Origin of the sequence: Pseudomonas sp. SWRI50 (assembly GCF_014269095.1) — a bacterium.
Taxonomy (GTDB): Bacteria; Pseudomonadota; Gammaproteobacteria; order Pseudomonadales; family Pseudomonadaceae; genus Aquipseudomonas; species Aquipseudomonas kermanshahensis.
The window spans coordinates 229,449-250,969 of sequence record NZ_JABWRW010000004.1 but is presented as its reverse complement, the minus strand read 5'-3'; the positions used below and the strand labels follow the sequence as shown (position 1 = coordinate 250,969).

The following is a 21,521-nucleotide window of genomic DNA, read 5'->3' as shown; positions in this document are numbered from 1 at the left end:
GGACACGGCGTAGCGGAATACACCTACATCGACGGGCGAGCCTGGCTTATTGCAATTGCTGGCTCAACCAGCCGTGGATGTCGCTCAGTTCGTTGATGGCCACTTCATGCTCCATCGGGTATTCGTGCCATTGGGCGGCAACACCCCAAGTATTCAGGTATTCGAAGGCCGTGCGCCCCATCGAAGGAATCACCACCGGGTCGTGCACGCCATGCAGGCACAGGGCCGGGGTGCGTTGCTGGCAGGCGCTGAGCTCGTGGGCATCGTTGAAGGTGGGCGCGTAGGTGGACAGCGCGATCACCCCGCCCAAGGCTTCTTGCCACTTTATATAGGCAGTGTGCAGCACCACAGCGCCACCTTGGGAGAAACCGGCCAGGAAAATCCGCGACAGATTGATGCCCTTGGCCTGTTCGGCCTTGATCAGGGCGATCACCTGTTCGGCCGATTCCTCCAGTTGCGCCTCGTCGATGGCGCGCGCCGGGGTCATGGCCTTGATGTCATACCAGCTGGGCATGGCATAGCCGCCATTGATGGTGACTGGGCGGGTAGGGGCCTGGGGCATGATGAACCGGGTACTGAGCAGTCGTTCCTGCATGAATTCGGCAACCGGTAGGAAGTCGTAACGGTCGGCGCCCAGGCCGTGCAACCAGATCACACAGGCGTCGGCGGTTTTCTGCGGTTCGAGAATCAGCGGGTTGGTCATGACTGCTCCGAAAGTGTGCGTGTCTTGTTTTCGTGTGCGTAAAAAGAAGGCGCTGCAAATGATTGTCGGAAAAAGAATGTCGCAACGATACAACTTTCCCTACTTGACGAGCGCTTAAACGCTTTAGCCGTCAACTGTGGTACGCCCTTTGCTATGAATCATCCGATGCAAGGGTCAGGCCGTGACGGTAACACCCTTTGCACGTGAAGGCTGTCATAGAACAGCCCATTGCGCCATTGACCCAATAACAAGCCAACACGGGTCGGATACGCCTCAAAAGGGTGCGGTGCAATTCCGGCTCGGTACAACAAGAGCGATTTGGAGGTTGTGAATGAAGATGTTGAAAACCACCCTGGCAGTCCTGACCGCTGCCGCTGCGCTGGGCGCTGTGACAACCGCCCAGGCCGGCGCCACGCTTGATGCGGTAAAGAAGAAGGGCTTCGTCCAGTGTGGCGTGAGCGACGGTCTGCCAGGCTTCTCGGTACCTGATGCGCAAGGCAAGATCGTCGGTATCGACGCCGATGTCTGCCGCGCCGTCGCTGCCGCCGTGTTCGGCGATGCGACCAAGGTCAAGTTCAGCCAGCTCAACGCCAAGGAACGCTTCACTGCGCTGCAGTCTGGCGAAGTCGACGTGCTGTCGCGCAACACCACCTGGACCAGCTCGCGCGATGCCGGCATGGGCCTGGTGTTCGCCGGTGTCACCTACTATGACGGCGTCGGCTTCCTGGTCAACAAGAAGCTGGGGGTTTCCAGTGCCAAAGAGCTCGATGGCGCGACCATCTGCATCCAGGCCGGTACCACCACCGAGCTGAACGTTTCCGACTACTTCCGCGCCAATAACCTGAAGTACACCCCGATCACCTTCGACACCTCCGACGAAAGCGCCAAGTCGCTGGAGTCCGGCCGTTGCGACGTGCTGACCTCGGACAAGTCGCAGCTGTTCGCCCAGCGTTCCAAGCTGGCCGCGCCGACCGACTACGTGGTGCTGCCGGAAACCATCTCCAAGGAACCCCTGGGCCCGGTGGTGCGCAAGGGCGACGAAGAATGGTTCAGCATCGTCAAGTGGACCCTGTTCGCCATGCTCAACGCCGAAGAGGCCGGCATCACTTCGAAGAACGTCGAGGCTGAGGCCAAATCCACCAAGAACCCGGACAACGCCCGCCTGCTTGGCGCTGACGGCGAGTACGGCAAAGACCTCAAGCTGCCCAAAGATTGGGTAGTCCAGATCGTCAAGCAAGTGGGCAACTATGGCGAAGTGTTCGAGAAGAACCTGGGCCAGAGCACTGACTTGAAGATCGACCGTGGCATGAACGCCCTGTGGAACAACGGCGGCATCCAGTACGCGCCACCTGTGCGCTGATGGCTGCACCCTGCGGCGGCATCCCGCCGCCGCAGGCTGTTCGAATCCCTACTGTCCGGGGCACTTCATGCAAAATCGAATCGGCGCACAAAAGGGGCTATCCCTGAACGATCCGCGTGTGCGCGCGTGGTTGTTCCAGGTTCTCACGATCGTCTTCGTGGTGGGCCTGGGCTGGTACCTGTTCCACAACACGCAAACCAACCTGCAACACCGGGGCATCACCTCGGGCTTCGACTTTCTCGACCGCAGTGCCGGCTTCGGCATCGCCCAGCACCTGATCCCTTATGTGGAATCCGACAGCTACGCGCGGGTGTTCGTCATCGGCCTGCTCAACACGCTGTTGGTGACGATCATCGGCGTCATCCTGGCGACCGTTTTGGGGTTCATCATTGGTGTGGCACGGCTGTCACCGAACTGGATGATCAACAAACTGGCAACCGTGTATGTGGAGACCTTCCGCAACATTCCGCCTTTGCTGCAGATTCTGTTCTGGTATTTCGCGGTGTTCCTGACCCTGCCAGGGCCGCGGGGCAGCATCAACATCAACGACCTGTTCTTCATCAGCAACCGTGGCCTGAACATGCCCGGCGCCTCGATGGCCGATGGCTTCTGGCCGTTTGTCATTGCTCTGGCGCTGGCGATCGCGGCCATTGTGGTGATGGTGCGTGTTGCCAACAAACGCTTCAACGAGACCGGTGAGCCGTTTCACAAGTTTTGGGTGGGGCTGGCGCTGTTCATTGCCATCCCTGGCCTCTGCGTGCTGCTGTTCGGCAGCCCCGTGCACTGGGAAGTGCCGCAGTTGAAGGGCTTCAACTTCGTCGGTGGCTGGGTGCTGATCCCGGAACTGCTGGCATTGACCCTGGCGCTGACGATCTATACCGCGGCGTTCATTGCCGAAATCGTGCGCTCTGGCATCCGTTCGGTCAGCCATGGCCAAACTGAAGCTGCGCGTTCGCTGGGCCTGCGCGAGGGCCCGACCCTGCGCAAGGTGATCATTCCCCAGGCACTGCGGGTGATCATTCCGCCGCTGACCAGCCAGTACCTGAACTTGGCGAAGAACTCGTCGCTGGCGGCCGGTATCGGCTACCCAGAGATGGTCTCGCTGTTCGCCGGTACGGTGCTCAACCAGACCGGCCAGGCCATCGAGGTGATTGCCATCACCATGAGTGTCTATCTCGCCATCAGCATCAGCATTTCGCTGCTGATGAACTGGTACAACAAGCGCATTGCGCTGATCGAGCGGTGAGGATACGCCCGTGAATGCTCACGTTTTCAAACCTGACATGCCGCCACCGGTGAAGACCGTCGGCGTGCTCGCATGGATGCGTGCCAACCTGTTCTCCAGCTGGCTCAATACCCTGCTAACCCTGTTCGCCCTTTATTTGGTGTGGCTGATCGTACCGCCTTTGCTGCAATGGACGCTGATCGATGCCAACTGGGTCGGCACCACCCGCGCAGACTGCACCAAGGAGGGCGCCTGCTGGGTGTTCGTGCAGCAGCGCTTTGGCCAGTTCATGTACGGCTACTACCCGACGGAACTGCGCTGGCGCGTGGACCTGACCGTGTGGCTGGCCGTGCTCGGCGCCGCGCCGCTGTTCATCAAGCGCTTCCCGCGCAAGGCCGTGTATGGCCTGGGCTTTCTGGTGCTGTACCCGGTTCTCGCCTACACCCTGCTGCATGGCGGCTACCTGGGCCTGGAAAGCGTGCCGACTAGCCAGTGGGGCGGGCTGATGCTGACCCTGGTGATCGCCACCGTGGGGATCGTCGGTGCGTTGCCGCTGGGCATCCTGCTGGCATTGGGGCGGCGTTCGCGGATGCCGGCGGTGAAAGTGGTCTGCGTGACCTTCATCGAGTTCTGGCGCGGCGTACCGTTGATCACCGTGCTGTTCATGTCCTCGGTGATGCTGCCGCTGTTCCTGCCTGAAGGCATGAGCTTCGACAAGCTGCTGCGGGCGATGATCGGCGTGATCCTGTTCCAGTCGGCGTACATCGCCGAGGTGGTGCGCGGTGGCCTGCAGGCTATCCCCAAGGGGCAATACGAAGCGGCTGCGGCCATGGGCCTGGGCTACTGGCGTGCGATGGGCCTGGTGATCCTGCCCCAGGCGCTGAAGCTGGTGATCCCCGGCATCGTCAACACCTTCATTGCCCTGTTCAAGGACACCAGCCTGGTCATCATCATCGGCCTGTTCGACCTGCTCAACAGCGTCAAGCAAGCGGCGGCCGACCCGGCCTGGCTGGGCATGGCCACCGAGGGCTACGTGTTCGCTGCGCTGGTTTTCTGGATTTTCTGTTTCGGTATGTCCCGCTACTCCATGCACCTGGAGCGCAAGCTGGACACTGGCCACAAGCGTTAGGAGTTTCGAAATGAGTGAAGCGATCAAGCAGCCTGCTGGCCCCGAAGGCATCATCCAGATGCAGGGTGTGAACAAATGGTACGGCCAGTTCCATGTGCTCAAGGACATCAACCTGAATGTGCGCCAGGGCGAGCGCATTGTGCTGTGCGGGCCATCCGGGTCGGGCAAGTCGACTACCATCCGCTGCCTTAACCGGCTTGAAGAGCACCAGCAGGGGCGCATCGTCGTCGATGGCGTCGAGCTGACCAACGACCTCAAGCAGATCGAGGCGATCCGCCGTGAGGTGGGCATGGTGTTCCAGCACTTCAACTTGTTCCCGCACCTGAGCATTCTGGAAAACTGCACACTGGCGCCGATGTGGGTGCGCAAGATGCCGCGGCGCAAGGCCGAGGAAATCGCCATGCATTATCTGGAGCGGGTGCGTATCCCTGAGCAGGCGCACAAGTACCCGGGGCAGTTGTCGGGCGGCCAACAGCAGCGTGTGGCGATTGCCCGGGCGCTGTGCATGAAACCGAAGATCATGCTGTTCGACGAGCCGACGTCGGCGCTCGACCCAGAGATGGTCAAGGAAGTGCTCGATACCATGGTGGGCCTGGCCGAGGACGGCATGACCATGCTGTGTGTCACCCACGAGATGGGCTTTGCCCGCACCGTGGCGAACCGGGTGATCTTCATGGACAAGGGGGAGATTGTGGAGCAGGCGGCGCCGGATGATTTCTTCGATCGGCCGCGCAGTGATCGGACCAAGTTGTTCTTGAGCCAGATTCTGCACTGATGCTGTTGGGGCCGCTTTGCGGCCCATTCGCAGCGCAAGGCTGCTCCTACAAGGCAATGCGATCCCCCTGTAGGAGCAGCCTTGCGCTGCGAATGGGCTGCAAAGCAGCCCCAGTGTTACTTCTCTTCCTGAGTCGTCGCCGGAGCAGGCGGCGGCCGCAGCCCCACCTCGGCGACCAGCTTCAGTTGCTGCCCATTGCGCATCACCTCGATGGTGATCTTCTCGTTGGGCTTGATCCGCGCCACCTGGTTCATCGACTTGCGCCCGTCACCCGCCGGCTCGCCGTTGATGCTCATGATCACGTCACCCAGCTGCAGCCCGGCTTTTTGCGCCGGCCCTTCACGGAAGATCCCTGCCACGACGATGCCTGGGCGATTCTGCATGCCGAACGACTCAGCCAGTTCCTGGCTCAGCGGCTGCACTTCGATGCCCAGCCAGCCACGGATCACCTGGCCGTGTTCGACGATCGACTTCATCACTTCCAGCGCCAGCTTCACCGGGATGGCAAAACCAATGCCCTGGGAGCCGCCGGACTTGGAGAAAATGGCCGTGTTGATGCCGATCAGGTTGCCGTTGGCATCGACCAGAGCACCGCCGGAGTTACCCGGGTTGATCGCCGCGTCGGTCTGGATGAAGTCTTCGTAGTTGTTCAGGCCCAGCTGGTTACGGCCGGTGGCACTGATGATGCCCATGGTCACGGTCTGGCCGACGCCAAAGGGGTTGCCGATGGCCAGCGAGACATCACCAATGTGGATGTTGTCGGAGCGGCCGATGGTGATGGCCGGCAGGCTCTTCAAGTCGATCTTCAGCACCGCCAGGTCGGTTTCCGGGTCGCTGCCGATCACCCGCGCCAAGGTTTCGCGGCCATCCTTGAGCGCTACCACGATCTGGTCGGCGCCACTGGTGACGTGGTTGTTGGTCAGCAGGTAGCCCTCGGGGCTCATGATTACCGCCGAGCCCAGGCTCGACTCCCAGCGCTTCTGCTTAGGCAGGTTGTCGCCAAAGAAGCGGCGGAACTGCGGGTCTTCGAACAGTGGATGGGCGCTCTTGTTGACCACCTTGGTGGTGTACAGGTTGACCACCGCCGGTGCGGCTAGGGTCACGGCGTCGGCATACGACACCGGGCCCTGCATGATCCGGGTGGTTTGCGGGGCCTGCTGCAGGTTGACGTCCTGGCTGGGCAGGCCGACCCATTGCGGGAAGCGCTGGATGATCAGCATGGCGATCAACACACCGGTGAGCAGGGGCCAGCCAAAATAACGCAGAGCCTTGAACATGAACGAATCCTGGGAGTAGGGCGGGAGCCAGATAGCAGCGCCACGGGGCGCGAGCGCGCGCGATCATACACCTGAAACCGCTGATCGGCGAAGGCTTGTCTGGCCTGCACCCAGGCGGCTGACGCCGGTTTCCCCAAGGCCGGCGACGGCTCATAATGGCCGCCAGTATACGGGTGTTGAACCCGGCAAAAACGCAGATTTCGAGGAGATTTTCATGGCCGTCGCTCTGAACACACTGGTCGAGGAAGCCGAGCGCTACCTGGGCAGTGCGAAGATCCAGGATTATTGCCCCAACGGGCTGCAAGTCGAGGGCCGTCCGCAGGTCAGCCGCATTGTCAGCGGTGTCACGGCCAGCCAAGCGTTGCTGGATGCTGCGGTCGAGGCCGAGGCCGACCTGGTGCTGGTGCACCATGGCTACTTCTGGAAGGGCGAGAACCCCTGCATCACGGGGATCAAGCAGCGCCGTTTGAAAACCCTGCTCAAGCACGACATCAGCCTGCTGGCGTTCCACCTGCCGCTGGATGTACACCCGGAGGTGGGCAACAACGTGCAGCTGGCGCGCCAGTTGGATATCACCGTCGAGGGGCCGCTGGACCCGGAAAACCCGAAAGTGGTTGGCTTGGTCGGTTCGCTGGCCGAGCCGATGACTGCACGGGATTTTGCCCGGCGGGTGCAAGAGGTGATGGGGCGTGAGCCGTTGCTGGTTGAAGGCGAGCAGATGATCCGCCGCGTGGGCTGGTGCACCGGGGGCGGGCAGGGGTATATCGATACCGCGATTGCCGCAGGGGTGGACCTGTTCATCAGTGGCGAGGCGTCGGAACAGACCTTCCACAGTGCCCGCGAAAACGGTGTCAGCTTCATCGCCGCCGGGCACCATGCCACCGAGCGCTATGGCGTGCAGGCCCTGGGCGACTACCTGGCCCGGCGCTTCGCCGTGGAACATCTGTTCATCGATTGCCCGAACCCGATCTAACCCTTCCGGATCGCCCACAGCCCCTGTAGGAGCAGCCTTGCGCTGCGAAGAGGCCGGTACAGGTAAAGTGCCACCACTGGCCTCTTCGCAGCACAAGGCTGCCCCTACAACGACCGGTGGTGAGTAGCCAGAGCCCAAACCCCCAGTCATATCGTTAGATTGTTTCGATCTAGCCCGCCTCCTAAATAGAATCAGCCGCTGTGATAAAGTGGCTCGCTCGAACACGGCCCGCAGGCCGTCCATAAGATCGTTTTTCGTGAGTAGCCATGGTCGACAAACTGACGCACTTGAAACAGCTGGAGGCGGAGAGCATCCACATCATCCGCGAGGTGGCCGCCGAGTTCGACAACCCGGTGATGCTGTACTCGATCGGCAAGGATTCCGCCGTGATGCTGCACCTGGCGCGCAAGGCCTTCTTCCCGGGCAAGCTGCCGTTCCCGGTGATGCACGTCGACACCCAGTGGAAATTCCAGGAGATGTACAGCTTCCGCGACAAGATGGTCGAGGAAATGGGCCTGGAGCTGATCACCCACGTCAACCCTGAGGGTGTGGCGCAGGGCATCAACCCCTTCACCCATGGCAGCTCCAAGCACACCGATATCATGAAGACCCAGGGCCTCAAGCAGGCGCTGGACAAGCATGGTTTCGACGCCGCCTTCGGTGGTGCCCGCCGTGACGAAGAAAAGTCGCGCGCCAAGGAGCGCGTCTACTCGTTCCGCGACAGCAAGCACCGCTGGGACCCTAAGAACCAGCGCCCCGAGCTGTGGAACGTGTACAACGGCAAGGTCAACAAGGGCGAGTCGATCCGCGTCTTCCCGCTGTCGAACTGGACCGAGCTGGACATCTGGCAGTACATCTACCTCGAAGGCATCCCGATCGTGCCGCTGTACTTCGCCGCCGAGCGTGAAGTCATCGAGAAGAACGGCACCCTGATCATGATCGACGACGAGCGCATCCTCGAGCACCTTTCCGAGGAAGAAAAGGCCCGCATCGTCAAGAAGAAGGTGCGTTTCCGTACCCTCGGTTGCTACCCGTTGACGGGGGCTGTCGAGTCCGAAGCCGAGACCCTGACGGACATCATTCAGGAAATGCTCCTGACCCGTACGTCCGAACGCCAGGGCCGTGTCATCGACCACGATGGCGCCGGCTCCATGGAAGACAAGAAACGCCAAGGCTACTTCTAATTTCAGGGTTACTCCATGTCGCACCAATCTGATCTGATCAGCGAGGACATCCTCGCCTACCTGGCCCAGCACGAGCGCAAGGAACTGCTGCGTTTCCTGACCTGCGGCAACGTCGACGACGGCAAGAGCACCCTGATCGGGCGCCTGCTGCACGACTCGAAGATGATCTACGAGGACCACCTCGAAGCCATCACCCGTGATTCGAAGAAGTCTGGCACCACCGGCGAAGAAGTCGACCTGGCGCTGCTGGTCGACGGCCTGCAGGCCGAGCGCGAGCAGGGCATCACCATCGATGTCGCCTACCGCTACTTCTCTACGGCCAAGCGCAAGTTCATCATTGCCGACACCCCGGGCCACGAGCAGTACACCCGTAACATGGCCACCGGTGCATCCACCTGTGACCTGGCGATCATTCTGGTCGATGCCCGCTACGGCGTGCAGACCCAGACCCGTCGTCACAGCTACATCGCCTCGTTGCTGGGCATCAAGCACATCGTCGTCGCCGTCAACAAGATGGACCTCAAAGGGTTCGACGAAGGCGTGTTCGAAGACATCAAGGCCGACTACCTGAAGTTCGCCGATGCCATCAACCTGACGCCGAGCAGCCTGCACTTCGTGCCGATGTCGGCGCTCAAGGGCGACAACGTGGTCAATCGCAGCGAGCGTTCGCCGTGGTACACCGGCCCTGCGCTGATGGAAATCCTCGAGACCGTGGAAGTCGCGGCCGACCGCAACTTCACCGACCTGCGCTTCCCGGTGCAGTACGTCAACCGTCCGAACCTGAACTTCCGCGGCTTTGCCGGCACCCTCGCCAGTGGCGTGGTGCACAAGGGCGACGAAATCGTCGTGCTGCCGTCTGGCAAGAGCAGCCGGGTCAAGTCCATCGTCACCTACGAAGGTGAGCTGGAAAACGCCGGCCCAGGCCAGGCCGTGACCCTGACCATGGAAGACGAGATCGACATCTCCCGTGGCGACCTGTTGGTTCATGCCGACAACGTCCCGCCGGTGACCGACCAGTTCGACGCGATGCTGGTGTGGATGGCCGAAGAGCCCATGCTCCCCGGCAAGAAATACGACATCAAGCGTGCCACCAGCTATGTGCCGGGCTCGATCGCCAGCATCACCCACAAGGTCGATGTGAACACCCTCGAAAAGGATGCGGCCAGCGCGCTGCAGCTGAACGAGATCGGTCGCGTCAAGGTGTCCCTGGACAGCGCCATCGCGCTGGACGGCTATGACAGCAACCGCACCACCGGTGCATTCATCGTCATCGACCGCCTGACCAACGGCACCGTTGGCGCCGGCATGATCATCGCACAGCCAGTGCTGCCGCACGGCAGCACTGGCCAGCATGGCAAGCAGGCTCACGTGTCCACTGAAGAGCGCGCCCTGCGCTTCGGTCAGCAGCCGGCTACCGTGCTGTTCAGCGGCCTGTCCGGCGCTGGCAAGAGCACCTTGGCTTACGCCGTGGAGCGCAAGCTGTTCGACATGGGCCGTGCAGTGTACGTGCTCGATGGCCAGAACTTGCGCCACGACCTGAATAAGGGCCTGCCACAGGACCGCGCCGGCCGCACCGAGAACTGGCGCCGCGCCGCCCATGTGGCGCGCCAGTTCAACGAAGCCGGCATGCTGACCCTGGCCGCCTTCGTCGCCCCGGATGCCGAAGGCCGCGAACAGGCCAAGGCGCTGATCGGCAAGGAGCGCTTGGTGACCGTTTACGTCCAGGCCTCGCCAATCGCCTGCCGCGAGCGCGACCCGCAGGGCCTGTATGCTGCCGGTGGCGACAACATCCCGGGTGAAAGCTTCCCGTTCGATGTGCCGCTGGACGCTGACCTGGTGATCGATACCCAGAACACCAGTGTCGACGAAGGCGTGAAGCAAGTGCTGGATGTGCTGCGTCAGCGTGGCGCGATCTAAGCGCTGAGGCTGCATGAAAAACCCCGCTTCGGCGGGGTTTTTTGTTTGTGTCCGGACGTGCAAATCTCACAGGTCTGGAACGCACTAATTTTTAAGGAGTAACACCCCGCATGAGCGGGGTGTTGGATTTACTCTGCTTTAAATCCTGGCTTGCCGTTAGCTGCGCGCCACTCTTTTATGATGCGTACGATTTCCTCTGGCGTATCAAGGCCGTCTGCCTCAGGCCAGTATATTAAGTCCGAGCCATTCGGATGTTCGCTTAGCGATTTAAATCTCATGATGTGTGAATCTAAAACCTGTTCGCTTATATTGTTGGGTGGGTTTGTAATTGAAGTTATAAATTCAAGGAACTCCAGTTCTGTGAATTCAGATATGCTGTTTTTTGGAGTCATTCTGATGCCCCGTAATGTATGTTGTGATGCGCTGCTGGCGTGACAATCTTCAAGTTGTCAGCATCGTATACAGCTCCATGTTCGGAAATTGGAATCACGTGATGAAGTATAAAAGTAGCGTGCCCCTTGTAGTGATCTTTGTCACGTGCTTTGGGGGCGTGTCCTCTAGCCATGAGATTTCTATTTGCAGTGTTAAATTGACTAGACAGCTCGGGGTATTCGGCTACAGCCTTCCAGAATGCGGCTCGGAAAGCATCGAAATCTCGAAATTCCCGTCCCCTCAGCACATCCGCAATCTGCGTTGGAATTTCTGCCCCGGTCTGCCTGGCTGCTTCATCGAGCCAGATACCAGTGATTGGCGAGCCTAACCCTGTAGCAATCCCTGGCTCATATCGCGGGCTCTTGAACACCACCAGAATAGGCGGCAAACCCGAATCCAGCGGAAAGGTGATGATCAGCCGTTCTTGATCCAGTAGCTCCAGAGCCGGATAACCGTCCTGCTCGGTGCTTACAGGATTAAGGCTGCTGCCGGTGTAAACGACAGTCCCAGGTGGTGCCGGCGGAAGACTGGTAGAGCTTCCCTGTTCATCCCCCGGTGCGCTGGCTGGGGTCCAGGTCAGAATTCGCTGAGGGTTCTCCAGTGCCAGGCTGTAAAGCTGGCGCTCGCTGTCGAACGTCGCGGCGCGAACGGGTACTGGCTTAGCGCCAGGTACCACGTAGAGATCCAGCCCATGTTGGTCTTCGGCCCCAGCAAGAAGGTAAGGTAAATCGATACTGGTTGATGAGAGGGCAAGGGCGACTAGATCCGGACCGTTCGGAGGTGAAAGGTTAGCGAGGGGCGTGCTGATGAGGTAGTGACGTTCGCTGTTGGCCAACGTCGACGGCCAGGCCATAGCCAGGGAGCCCACCGCTAGGGCGGGAGTGGAAGCCGCAATAATCCTGGTCAAAGCTGCAGATATTGCAGCCCCTAAGGCTGTATAGGCGGTCTCGGCGATTGCGAACGTTGCAGCACCGATGGGGATGATTGCAGGGACCGATGCCGCCAGTCGGCCTTCGTGGTTGTAACTTATACGTTTGAGCAACTTCTCGAGCTGCTGCCGTTTCGCCTCGGCAGCTAAACGCTCAGTTTCGGCTTGCTGGCGTGCCGCTTCTTCTGCGGCCAATCGCTCAGCTTCGGCTTGCTGCCTCACCACTTCCTCGGCAGCCAGGCGCTCAGCCTCAGCCTGTAGCCGAGCGGCTTCCTCAGTCGCCGCCTGTTGCGCTGCAAACTGAGCTTGTAAGTGTTCAACCTCGGCCGCGCGCTGGTTAAGATTCTGCGTAGCACTTGTGAAGGTATCGAGGAACCTGATCGATTCGCTCAATGCAAGGGCCTGGTGATATTCCTTCCAGCGCTGACCAGCTCGGCGCAATCTTTGCTCATCCACAAGATGCAACAGTCCTTCTAGTTGGGGTTTCGACAGAGGGCTGCTGATCCGCGGATTTTGATCTGGGTACTGCGGTATTTGCGATTGTTTGCTCTGCACCAGAGCAGAGGCGGTGGCCAAGTAAGCATTGAACGTTTGGGCGAGTGTGTACGCGTCCTCAATGACGGTTTGCCCGAGCTCATGCTGAATAACATTAGGCAAACATTCGAAGTGAATTTGCCGCTCGACGTGAATCTGAGCTGTTCTACGCGCAATCACCTTCAACAGGTCTAAAGGCTGCTGGGTCAGCTCCTCTTCATCTACCTGCACTGCCAGCCCTTTGAGTTCATCCGCTAGCGACTGATGCTTCTGGGCTAGCAGGTGTGAACGATAGGCGCCGTCCCACGACCTCTGCAGTTTTGTGGCCCATTCCGCACCCAAGGCTTCACCCGTTGTTGATTCGATGAAGCCAGGGTCGAGAAACCGACTCATCATTGAATCGCCGCGCTTATAGAACGCGGGTACGCCAAAATAGCTATTTGCGTCGGGTAAAATCTGCAGGTAGTTCTCACGCATCTGGCTGATACGTGAGGTCAAAACCTGTTGTTCAACTATTGCTTTTAAAGATTGGTTGGGTGTGTTCTGCGCGTCGGATCTGATTTGAGCTTTTAATGCGGCAATCGTTTCTGGGAGCTGGTTTATCTCTTGAGTATATTTTTCTTCGTGGTCTTTCTCGATGACCTGATATTCCTCTGTCAACACTCTCCGTGTTGAAATGACCCGCGCAATATCATTTTTGGTTGGGCTGGTACCGCGAGGGTAGCCTTCACTCAGCCCCCAGCCCCCTCCGCCTGGTCCGCCTCCAGCGCCACCCAGCAACCTGAGTTCAGCACCCGTGGGGGCAGCGGCACTAATCCAAAGCCCTTCGGTGAGATAATACGTTTTGTCCTGTGCCATGTAGGTTCTCCTGATCACTACATGGCAAAGCTTTTCGTGTATTGAATGTGCAGTATGTCAGTTGCAGCCTATCCATCGGTAGGACCCTTCCTGCCGTTCGGAAAGGTCTGAATCAGATATGCTTTTCCGACACAGGAATCACGCGCCTCTCTTTCACTGCCTTATATGAAAAACTCGAATAAATTTCCTTAACGCCCGGCAACCGCTGCAGTACTTCCCGGGTGAATTCCCCAAACGACTCAAGGTCCCGCGCCAGTATTTCCAGCAAGAAGTCATAGCGCCCGGAAATATTATGGCAGGCAACGATTTCGGGTATTTCCATCAACCGCTTCTCAAAGGCCAAGGCCATGTCTTTGGTATGCGAATCCATCATGATGCTGACAAAAGCGGTTACGCCAAACCCCAATGACTTAGGGGAAAGAATGGCCTGGTAGCCGGTGATATAGCCGTTATCTTCCAGCAATTTGACCCGCCGCCAGCAAGGCGAGGTGGTCAGCGCTACCTGGTCGGCAAGTTCGGAGACGGTAAGGCGGGCGTTGTCCTGCAGGGCAGCGAGCAGCGCGCGGTCGGTGCGGTCGAGGCTCGAAGGCATGGTTTGCCCTCCTGATCGAATAATTGTTGTTTTTGTTCCAAAAAGTGCTCGATTGCGTGGGCTATTTTGGAAAAACTCTGGCAGCTCGGTGGCATAAGCTTATAACAAACCACCAGAGGCTGTTGCCATGCGCGACTCCCATAACAACACCGGTTTTTCCACACGGGCCATCCACCATGGTTATGACCCGCTTTCCCACGGGGGCGCCCTTGTGCCGCCGGTGTATCAAACAGCGACCTATGCCTTCCCCACCGTTGAATATGGCGCTGCCTGCTTTGCAGGGGAGGAGGCGGGGCACTTCTACAGCCGCATTTCCAACCCGACGCTGGCCTTGCTGGAACAGCGCATGGCGTCGTTGGAAGGGGGCGAGGCCGGGCTGGCGCTGGCTTCGGGGATGGGGGCCATCACCTCGACGATCTGGACCCTGCTACGGCCGGGTGATGAACTGATTGTTGGGCGCACGTTGTATGGCTGCACCTTCGCTTTCCTGCACCATGGCATTGGCGAGTTCGGGGTAAAAATCCGTCACGTCGACCTTAACGATATCAAGGCACTCAAGGCGGCGATCACCAGCAAAACACGGATGATCTACTTCGAAACACCCGCCAACCCCAACATGCAACTGGTCGATATCGCGGCGGTGGCTGACGCCGCGCGTGGGCATGATTTGCATATCGTGGTCGACAACACCTACTGCACGCCTTATTTGCAGCGGCCCCTGGAAATGGGAGCCGACCTGGTGGTGCATTCGGCCACCAAGTACTTGAGCGGCCATGGTGATCTCACCGCAGGGCTGGTGGTGGGGCGCAAGGCGCTGATCGACCGGATACGCCTGGAAGGCCTCAAAGACATGACGGGCGCGGTGCTGTCGCCGCATGACGCTTCGCTGTTGATGCGCGGTATCAAGACCCTGGCCCTGCGCATGGACCGCCATTGCGCCAACGCCCAGCAGGTGGCTGAGTTTATCGCGCGCCAGCCGCAGGTCGAGTTTATCCATTACCCAGGGCTGCCCTCGTTTGCCCAGTACGAACTCGCTCAACGGCAGATGCGCCTGCCGGGTGGCATGATCGCATTTGAGCTCAAGGGCGGCATCGAAGCGGGGCGGCGCTTTATGAATGCCCTGCAGCTGTTCGCGCGGGCGGTGAGCCTGGGCGATGCCGAGTCGCTGGCGCAGCATCCGGCGAGCATGACCCATTCCAGCTATACGCCGACGGAGCGGGCGCATCACGGGATATCGGAGGGGTTGGTGCGCTTGTCGGTGGGGTTGGAGGACAGCGAGGACTTGCTGGCGGATGTTGAGCAGGCATTGCAGGCTTGTAGCTAAGAGGCCTATGAATTCAGCCCACAAAAAAGGCCTCCTGAGAGGCCTTTTTGGTAATCATCAAATCAACGCTTGAGCCCGTAGCTCTCATCGAGCATACCCGGCGAGTTCGGCGTTTTTGGCGCGTAGTCGCGTGGCACTTCGGCGGTGTCCTTCGGCGGGGTCAGACGGTCGCGTGGGCCTTGGGCCGCTTCGGAGTGCAGGGCGGCCAGCAGGCGCTGGCGGGTGACATCGTCGAGGGCCAGGGTGTTGGCGCCATCGGCGAGGTGATCCTGGACATCCTGGTAGCTCTGGGTGAGTTTCTTGACCAGTACGGCGGTGCTGTTGAAGTGGGTGACCACTTCGTTCTGGTAGCTGTCGAAACGCTGCTGGATGTCATCCAGTTGACGTTGCGTGCTGCTCGGCGCGGCATTGGGCAGCAGGCGGGCTACGACGAAACCAACCACCACGCCGATGACCAGGGCCAGGGTCGGCAACAACCAAACAAGGAGCGAGAGTTCCACGAGTCCTTCCTCTATAAACGGCTTTGCTTTACGTTAACGGCTCAGACCTGCGCTGTATACCGCGAGCGATCGCAAATCAGAACAGAATTCCTCACCTAGACGAATCGACCCTTCCCGAGGTCACGGAGTAGTGCCTTGCTTGTCCGCGAAACCCCCTTGTTCATCGATGGCCCTTGTGGCCAGTTGGAAGCCTTGTACCTGGACGTGGCTGATGCCCGCGGCGTGGTGCTGATCTGCCACCCCAACCCGGTCCAGGGCGGCACCATGCTCAACAAGGTGGTTTCGACGTTGCAACGCACCGCGCGTGACGCCGGTTACGTGACCCTGCGCTTCAACTACCGGGGTGTCGGCCAAAGCGCCGGCAGCCATGACATGGGCGCGGGCGAGGTAGCAGATGCCGAGGCTGCGGCTGCCTGGTTGCGGGCGAAGCACCCCGAGCTGCCGGTGGTGCTGATGGGCTTCTCGTTCGGTGGTTTCGTCGCGACCAGCCTGGCAGGGCGCCTGGAAAGCGCTGGCGTTGAGTTGCAACACCTGTTCATGATCGCCCCGGCGGTGATGCGCCTGACAGACGAATTCCCGTTGCCGCAACGCTGCCCGATCACCCTCGTGCAGCCCGACAGCGACGAGGTCGTCGATCCGCAGTTGGTCTACGAATGGTCTGACACCCTGTCGCGCCCCCATGAGCTGCTGAAAGTGGCAGAATGCGGACACTTCTTCCATGGCAAGCTGACCGATCTGAAGGATCTGCTGCTGCCGCGCCTTTCGAATTGAGCCAAGCCTGAATAAGCGAACACCCATGACCACGCGCATCCTTACCGGTATCACCACCACCGGCACCCCGCACCTGGGCAACTACGCCGGCGCCATTCGCCCGGCGATCCGCGCCAGCCAGCAACCCGGTGCCGATTCGTTCTACTTCCTGGCCGACTACCACGCCCTGATCAAATGCGACGACCCGCTGCGCATCCAGCGCTCGCGCTTGGAAATCGCTGCCACCTGGCTGGCCGGTGGCCTCGATCCGGACAAGGTGACCTTCTACCGCCAGTCCGACATCCCGGAAATCCCCGAACTGACCTGGTTGCTGACCTGCGTTGCTGCAAAGGGCCTGCTTAACCGTGCCCATGCCTACAAGGCCTCGGTGGACAAGAACGTCGAGAGCGGTGAAGACCCGGACGCCGGCGTGACCATGGGGCTGTTCAGCTACCCGGTGCTGATGGCCGCCGACATCCTGATGTTCAACGCCCACAAGGTGCCGGTCGGCCGTGACCAGATCCAGCACGTGGAAATGGCCCGTGACATTGGCCAGCGCTTCAACCACCTGTTCGGCCAGGGTAAGGACTTCTTCGCCCTGCCGGAGGCGGTGATCGAAGAGAGCGTGGCGACGTTGCCGGGCCTGGACGGGCGCAAGATGTCCAAGAGTTACGACAACACCATCCCGCTGTTCACCAGCGCGAAGGACATGAAAGACGCTATTTCGCGCATTGTGACCGACTCGCGCGCGCCGGGCGAAGCGAAAGACCCGGACACTTCGCACTTGTTCACCCTGTACCAGGCCTTCTCGACGCCGGAGCAATGCGCCGGGTTCCGCGAAGAGCTGCTGCAGGGCCTGGGCTGGGGCGACGCCAAGCAGCGTCTGTTCCAGCTGCTGGATGGGCAACTGGCCGAGAAGCGCGACCACTACCATCAACTGATCTCGCGTCCATCGGACCTGGAAGACATCCTGTTGGCCGGTGCCGCCAAGGCCCGCAATATCGCCACGCCGTTCCTTGAGCAACTGCGCGAAGCCGTTGGCCTGCGTTCGTTCCGCAGTAGCGTCCAGGCCAACACCGAAGTGAAGAAAAAGGCCGCCAAGAGCGCGCGTTTCGTCAGCTTCCGTGACGAGGATGGCAGCTTCCGCTTCCGCCTGCTGGCCGCCGACGGCGAGCAACTACTGCTGTCGCGCAGCTTCGCCGACGGCAAAAGCGCCGGCGCCGTCAGCAAGCAACTGCAGCAAGGTGGCGAAGCCGATGTGCGTGCCGAAGGGCTGAGCTTCAGCCTGTGGCTGAATGGCGAGCAGGTGGCTGAAGGGCCGCAGTTTGACACGGCCGAAGCCCGTGATGCGGCTGTTCAAAGCCTCCACGAGGCCCTGGTGCCACAGCAGGACTGAGACAGTTTGACGCAAGTCTGATTGCCATTAAGCGGGCCTGTCGCTACAGTGACGGCCCGTTTTTTGTTGCCTCGCTAACGAAATCATGACGCCCCTAGAACGATACCAAGCAGATCTGAAACGTCCCGACTTCTTCCATGATGCGGCGCAGGAGACTGCGGTGCGTCACTTGCAGCGCCTGTACGACGACCTGGTACATGCGCAGAACAACAAGCCGGGCGTGTTCGGCAAGCTGTTCGGCAAGAAAGAGCAGACGCCGGTCAAGGGCCTGTACTTCTGGGGTGGGGTAGGGCGTGGCAAGACCTACCTGGTCGACACCTTCTACGAGGCGCTGCCGTTCAAGCAGAAGATGCGGACGCACTTCCACCGCTTCATGAAGCGCGTGCACGAGGAAATGAAAACCCTCAAGGGCGAGAAAAACCCGCTGACCCTCATCGCCAAGCGTTTCAGCGACGAAGCCAAAGTCATCTGCTTCGACGAGTTCTTCGTGTCCGACATTACCGATGCGATGATCCTCGGCACCTTGATGGAGGAGCTGTTCAAGAACGGCGTGTCCTTGGTGGCGACGTCCAACATCGTGCCGGACGGCCTGTACAAGGACGGCCTGCAGCGTGCGCGCTTCCTGCCCGCCATCGCCATGATCAAGCAGTACACCGACGTGGTGAACGTCGACAGTGGCGTCGACTATCGCTTGCGCCACCTGGAGCAGGCCGAACTGTTCCACTTCCCGCTCGATGACGCCGCACACCAGAGCATGCGTGCCAGCTTCAAGGCGCTGACCCCTGAGTGCACCCAGGCTGTCGAGAACGACGTGCTGATGATCGAGAACCGCCCGATCAACGCCCTGCGCACCTGCGATGACGTCGCCTGGTTCGACTTCCGCGCCCTGTGCGACGGGCCGCGTAGCCAGAACGACTACATCGAGCTGGGCAAGATCTTCCATGCGGTATTGCTGAGTAATGTCGAGCAGATGGGCGTTGCCACCGATGATATCGCCCGCCGGTTCATCAACATGGTCGACGAGTTCTACGACCGTAACGTCAAGCTGATCATTTCGGCTGAGGTGGAGTTGAAGGACCTGTACACCGGTGGCCGTCTGAGCTTTGAATTCCAGCGGACCTTGAGCCGGTTGCTGGAGATGCAGTCGCACGAGTTCCTGTCGCGCGCGCATAAGCCGTAAGGCATGGGGGCTGCTGCGCAGCCCTTTCGCGGCACAAGGCCGCTCCTACAAGAGATCGCGTTCTTTTGTAGGGGCGGCCTTGTGTCGCGATGGGGCGCGAAGCGGCCCCCTAGGCCTCAAGCCTCTTGCATGAACTGCTGCCGATACTGGTTCGGCGACAACTCCGTGTGCTGGCGGAACAACCGGGCAAAGAAGCTGGCATCGTCGTAGCCCACTTCGTAGCTGATGGTCTTGATGCTCTTGCGCGTGCTCGACAGCAAGCCCTTGGCGGTCTCGATCCGTAGCCGTTGCAGGTAATGCAGCGGTTTATCGCCCGTCGCGCCCTGGAAGCGACGCATGAAGTTGCGAATGCTCATGCCGTGGTTGCGGGCCACGTCCTCGAAGCGGAACTTGTCGGCGAAGTGCTCTTCCAGCCAATGCTGAATCTGCAGAATGATCAGGTCCTGGTGCAGTTTCTGCCCACCAAAACCCATGCGCCCCGGGGTGTAGTTGCGCTGCACTTCGTAAAGGATATCGCGGGCCACGGCGCGGGCCACGTTGGCACCGCAGAAGCGCTCGATCAGGTAGATATACAGGTCACAGGCCGACGTCGCACCGCCCGCGCAATAGATATTGTCGGCATCGGTCAGGTGCTTGTCTTGGTTCAAGCGGATTTTCGGAAAACGCTCGGCAAAATTGGCGAAGAAACGCCAGTAGGTCGTCGCCTCCTTGCCGTCGAGCAGGCCGGACTCGGCCAGCCAGAACACGCCAGAGGCTTCAGCGCACAGCACGGCGCCACGGGCATGTTGCTCGCGCAGCCACGGCAACACCTGTGGATAACGCTGCATGAGGTTGTCGAAGTCGTCCCAGAACGCTGGGAGGATGATGATATCGGCATCGTTCAGGCCGCCGTCAACCGGCAGCTGGACATTACTGAAGCTGTCCACGGGCTGGCCGTCTGGGCTTACCAGGCCAATTTCGAACATGGGCTGCAGGCCCAGGCCCAATTGCTTGCTGTACCGCAGGCTGGCGAGGTGGAAGAAATCCTTGGCTTGCATCAAGGTCGAAGCGAACACCTTGTCAATGGCCAGGATGCTGACGCGCCGCAGCGACGCGGAGGGTTGGGTAAACATCATTGTCATTGTTCTTATAGGGTAGAGTGGTCAATCACCGGCTGGATCGTCTTATTTTTTGGCGATTGTGTCTACCCCGCAGAATTGCACGGTCCCTTTCGCGAGTTCACCCGCGAAAGGGACAGCGTTGCACTGGGTTCAGGGTGCCGGGTTGGGCTGGTCCTGATGAATTGCCTCGATCGCCGCCAGCAGCTCATCGCTTAGCTTCAGGTCCAGGCTCGCCAGGTTGCTCTCGAGCTGTTCGATGCTGGTCGCACCGATAATGTTGCTGGTCACGAATGGCTGGCGTGTGACGAACGCTAAGGCCATCTGCGCCGGGTCCAGCCCATGTGCCTGGGCCAGCTGCACATAGCGGCTGCAGGCCGCCACGGTCTGCGGGTTGGAGTAGCGGGCGAAGCGGCTGAACAGCGTCAGGCGGCCTTTTTCTGGCCGGGCGCCGTTCTCGTATTTGCCCGATAGCATGCCAAAGGCCAGCGGCGAATAAGCCAGCAGCCCGCATTGCTCACGGATCGCGATTTCCGCCAGGCCCACCTCGAAACTGCGGTTGAGCAGGTTGTACGGGTTCTGGATCGACACCGCGCGCGGCCAGCCGCGGGCTTCTGCCAGTTGCAGGAACTTCATGGTGCCCCACGGCGTTTCGTTGGATAGGCCAATGTGGCGGATCTTGCCCGCGCGCACCTGCTCATCGAGCACTTCGAGGGTCTCTTCCAGTGGGGTGAAGTGGTCCTGTGGCAGGTGCTGATAGCCCAGCTTGCCGAAGAAGTTGGTGCTGCGCTCCGGCCAGTGCAGCTGGTACAGGTCGATGCGGTCGGTTTGCAGGCGTTTCAGGCTTTCGTCCAGCGCCGCGACGATGTGCTGGCGGTTGTGCTTGAGCTGGCCATCACGGATGTGGCTGATGCCGTTGCCGGGGCCTGCGACCTTGCTGGCCAGGATCCAGTCGTCGCGATCGCCCTGCTCGCGGAACCAGTTGCCGATGATGCGCTCGGTGGCGGCATAGGTCTCTGGGCGCGGTGGCACCGGGTACATTTCGGCGGTGTCGATGAAGTTGACCCCGGCGGCCTTGGCCATCGCAATCTGCTTGAAGGCCTCGTCCTGAACGTTCTGTTCGCCCCAGGTCATGGTGCCCAGGCACAGGGCGCTGACGTTGAGATCGGTACGGCCGAGCTGGCGGTATTCCATCGGGAAAACTCTCCTTAGGTAAAGAAGCCCATAAAAGCAGGTTGAAATTTTTCGCGCAATCTGGATAATTCGGCACCTCTCCGTGTGGCGGAAGTGATGCACCACCACGCAGGAAGAACCCCGTCGAACATTGGCGTGCCCGACCCGAGCCCCCAAAAGCGTCTGTGTTCGGCTGCGCGCTTGCCCTTGGCAA

The 21,521-nt window shown here is 60.2% G+C and carries 19 protein-coding genes; 11 read left to right on the top strand and 8 right to left on the bottom strand.

The window, feature by feature from the left end:
• Positions 1-46: 46 nt before the first annotated feature.
• Positions 47-703, bottom strand: a complete 657-nt coding sequence (locus HU750_RS06665; protein ID WP_027595319.1) for an alpha/beta hydrolase — start codon at positions 701-703, stop codon at positions 47-49.
• Positions 704-1,034: 331 nt separating this feature from the next.
• Between HU750_RS06665 and HU750_RS06660 the strand changes: the two genes are divergently transcribed.
• The 4 genes from HU750_RS06660 (at position 1,035) to HU750_RS06645 (ending at position 5,192) form a co-directional block, all read left to right on the top strand.
• Positions 1,035-2,063 carry an amino acid ABC transporter substrate-binding protein gene (locus tag HU750_RS06660; protein WP_027595320.1) on the top strand — a complete coding sequence of 343 codons (1,029 nt, stop codon included), beginning with the start codon at positions 1,035-1,037 and terminating at the stop codon, positions 2,061-2,063.
• A gap of 67 nt (positions 2,064-2,130) precedes the next feature.
• The gene (locus tag HU750_RS06655) at positions 2,131-3,309 is read left to right on the top strand and encodes an amino acid ABC transporter permease (RefSeq protein ID WP_099430380.1); all 1,179 of its coding nucleotides are present in this window, start codon (positions 2,131-2,133) and stop codon (positions 3,307-3,309) included.
• A gap of 10 nt (positions 3,310-3,319) precedes the next feature.
• Entirely contained in the window at positions 3,320-4,417 is a 1,098-nt protein-coding gene (locus tag HU750_RS06650) for an ABC transporter permease subunit (RefSeq protein ID WP_186677778.1), read from the top strand.
• A 10-nt stretch (positions 4,418-4,427) separates the two neighbouring features.
• Positions 4,428-5,192: an amino acid ABC transporter ATP-binding protein gene (locus HU750_RS06645; RefSeq protein ID WP_003251792.1), complete on the top strand. Its 765-nt coding sequence runs from the start codon at positions 4,428-4,430 to the stop codon at positions 5,190-5,192.
• 116 nt (positions 5,193-5,308) lie between these two features.
• On the opposite strand, the gene algW is transcribed toward HU750_RS06645, so the two are convergent.
• Positions 5,309-6,469, bottom strand: coding sequence for a Do family serine endopeptidase AlgW (gene algW, locus HU750_RS06640; RefSeq protein WP_027595323.1), 1,161 nt, complete (start codon positions 6,467-6,469; stop codon positions 5,309-5,311).
• A gap of 214 nt (positions 6,470-6,683) precedes the next feature.
• On the opposite strand from algW, the gene HU750_RS06635 reads away from it, so the two are divergent.
• From HU750_RS06635 to cysN, 3 genes are all read left to right on the top strand, one after another.
• Complete coding sequence (locus HU750_RS06635) at positions 6,684-7,442, top strand: Nif3-like dinuclear metal center hexameric protein (RefSeq protein WP_027595324.1); 759 nt, start codon at positions 6,684-6,686, stop codon at positions 7,440-7,442.
• Positions 7,443-7,708: 266 nt separating this feature from the next.
• Positions 7,709-8,626, top strand: coding sequence for a sulfate adenylyltransferase subunit CysD (gene cysD, locus HU750_RS06630; protein WP_003251799.1), 918 nt, complete (start codon positions 7,709-7,711; stop codon positions 8,624-8,626).
• Between the two features lie 15 nt (positions 8,627-8,641).
• Complete coding sequence (gene cysN / locus HU750_RS06625) at positions 8,642-10,543, top strand: sulfate adenylyltransferase subunit CysN (protein ID WP_085273976.1); 1,902 nt, start codon at positions 8,642-8,644, stop codon at positions 10,541-10,543.
• A 128-nt stretch (positions 10,544-10,671) separates the two neighbouring features.
• On the opposite strand, the gene HU750_RS06620 is transcribed toward cysN, so the two are convergent.
• The 3 genes from HU750_RS06620 to HU750_RS06610 all read right to left on the bottom strand — a co-directional run bounded on the left by HU750_RS06620 (position 10,672) and on the right by HU750_RS06610 (position 13,887).
• Complete coding sequence (locus tag HU750_RS06620) at positions 10,672-10,935, bottom strand: bacteriocin immunity protein (RefSeq protein WP_099455249.1); 264 nt, start codon at positions 10,933-10,935, stop codon at positions 10,672-10,674.
• Entirely contained in the window at positions 10,932-13,295 is a 2,364-nt protein-coding gene (locus tag HU750_RS06615; RefSeq protein WP_186677776.1) for a pyocin-S2/colicin E7-DNase domain-containing protein, read from the bottom strand. Before HU750_RS06615 ends, HU750_RS06620 begins: the two co-directional genes overlap by 4 nt.
• A 112-nt stretch (positions 13,296-13,407) precedes the next feature.
• Positions 13,408-13,887, bottom strand: a complete 480-nt coding sequence (locus HU750_RS06610) for an Lrp/AsnC family transcriptional regulator (RefSeq protein ID WP_027595326.1) — start codon at positions 13,885-13,887, stop codon at positions 13,408-13,410.
• A gap of 127 nt (positions 13,888-14,014) precedes the next feature.
• On the opposite strand from HU750_RS06610, the gene HU750_RS06605 reads away from it, so the two are divergent.
• Positions 14,015-15,211, top strand: coding sequence for a methionine gamma-lyase (locus HU750_RS06605; RefSeq protein WP_186677766.1), 1,197 nt, complete (start codon positions 14,015-14,017; stop codon positions 15,209-15,211).
• A 62-nt stretch (positions 15,212-15,273) separates the two neighbouring features.
• Here HU750_RS06605 and HU750_RS06600 read toward each other — a convergent pair whose 3' ends face one another.
• Positions 15,274-15,711: a Z-ring associated ZapG family protein gene (locus HU750_RS06600; RefSeq protein ID WP_027593992.1), complete on the bottom strand. Its 438-nt coding sequence runs from the start codon at positions 15,709-15,711 to the stop codon at positions 15,274-15,276.
• 135 nt (positions 15,712-15,846) lie between these two features.
• Here HU750_RS06600 and HU750_RS06595 point away from each other — a divergent pair, with 135 nt between their 5' ends.
• The 3 genes from HU750_RS06595 (at position 15,847) to zapE (ending at position 19,037) form a co-directional block, all read left to right on the top strand.
• Entirely contained in the window at positions 15,847-16,482 is a 636-nt protein-coding gene (locus HU750_RS06595) for an alpha/beta hydrolase (RefSeq protein ID WP_027593993.1), read from the top strand.
• Between the two features lie 25 nt (positions 16,483-16,507).
• Positions 16,508-17,857 carry a tryptophan--tRNA ligase gene (locus HU750_RS06590; RefSeq protein WP_186677764.1) on the top strand — a complete coding sequence of 450 codons (1,350 nt, stop codon included), beginning with the start codon at positions 16,508-16,510 and terminating at the stop codon, positions 17,855-17,857.
• A gap of 85 nt (positions 17,858-17,942) precedes the next feature.
• Positions 17,943-19,037: a cell division protein ZapE gene (gene zapE / locus HU750_RS06585; RefSeq protein ID WP_186677762.1), complete on the top strand. Its 1,095-nt coding sequence runs from the start codon at positions 17,943-17,945 to the stop codon at positions 19,035-19,037.
• 116 nt (positions 19,038-19,153) lie between these two features.
• On the opposite strand, the gene HU750_RS06580 is transcribed toward zapE, so the two are convergent.
• Positions 19,154-20,074, bottom strand: coding sequence for a GlxA family transcriptional regulator (locus HU750_RS06580; protein WP_172960431.1), 921 nt, complete (start codon positions 20,072-20,074; stop codon positions 19,154-19,156).
• Between the two features lie 213 nt (positions 20,075-20,287).
• Positions 20,288-21,328, bottom strand: a complete 1,041-nt coding sequence (locus HU750_RS06575; RefSeq protein ID WP_186677760.1) for an NADP(H)-dependent aldo-keto reductase — start codon at positions 21,326-21,328, stop codon at positions 20,288-20,290.
• Positions 21,329-21,521: the final 193 nt, after the last annotated feature.

What these genes read in the sequence shown, in the direction of transcription:
- HU750_RS06655 (WP_099430380.1), top strand. Translation starts at nt 2,131, where the DNA reads ATGCAAAATCGAATCGGCGCACAAAAGGGGCTATCCCTGAACGATCCG.
- HU750_RS06635 (WP_027595324.1), top strand. Translation starts at nt 6,684, where the DNA reads ATGGCCGTCGCTCTGAACACACTGGTCGAGGAAGCCGAGCGCTACCTG.
- HU750_RS06620 (WP_099455249.1), bottom strand. Translation starts at nt 10,935, where the DNA reads ATGACTCCAAAAAACAGCATATCTGAATTCACAGAACTGGAGTTCCTT.
- cysD (WP_003251799.1), top strand. Translation starts at nt 7,709, where the DNA reads ATGGTCGACAAACTGACGCACTTGAAACAGCTGGAGGCGGAGAGCATC.
- cysN (WP_085273976.1), top strand. Translation starts at nt 8,642, where the DNA reads ATGTCGCACCAATCTGATCTGATCAGCGAGGACATCCTCGCCTACCTG.
- HU750_RS06575 (WP_186677760.1), bottom strand. Translation starts at nt 21,328, where the DNA reads ATGGAATACCGCCAGCTCGGCCGTACCGATCTCAACGTCAGCGCCCTG.
- algW (WP_027595323.1), bottom strand. Translation starts at nt 6,469, where the DNA reads ATGTTCAAGGCTCTGCGTTATTTTGGCTGGCCCCTGCTCACCGGTGTG.
- HU750_RS06660 (WP_027595320.1), top strand. Translation starts at nt 1,035, where the DNA reads ATGAAGATGTTGAAAACCACCCTGGCAGTCCTGACCGCTGCCGCTGCG.
- HU750_RS06645 (WP_003251792.1), top strand. Translation starts at nt 4,428, where the DNA reads ATGAGTGAAGCGATCAAGCAGCCTGCTGGCCCCGAAGGCATCATCCAG.
- HU750_RS06610 (WP_027595326.1), bottom strand. Translation starts at nt 13,887, where the DNA reads ATGCCTTCGAGCCTCGACCGCACCGACCGCGCGCTGCTCGCTGCCCTG.
- zapE (WP_186677762.1), top strand. Translation starts at nt 17,943, where the DNA reads ATGACGCCCCTAGAACGATACCAAGCAGATCTGAAACGTCCCGACTTC.
- HU750_RS06590 (WP_186677764.1), top strand. Translation starts at nt 16,508, where the DNA reads ATGACCACGCGCATCCTTACCGGTATCACCACCACCGGCACCCCGCAC.
- HU750_RS06615 (WP_186677776.1), bottom strand. Translation starts at nt 13,295, where the DNA reads ATGGCACAGGACAAAACGTATTATCTCACCGAAGGGCTTTGGATTAGT.
- HU750_RS06605 (WP_186677766.1), top strand. Translation starts at nt 14,015, where the DNA reads ATGCGCGACTCCCATAACAACACCGGTTTTTCCACACGGGCCATCCAC.
- HU750_RS06580 (WP_172960431.1), bottom strand. Translation starts at nt 20,074, where the DNA reads ATGCAAGCCAAGGATTTCTTCCACCTCGCCAGCCTGCGGTACAGCAAG.
- HU750_RS06665 (WP_027595319.1), bottom strand. Translation starts at nt 703, where the DNA reads ATGACCAACCCGCTGATTCTCGAACCGCAGAAAACCGCCGACGCCTGT.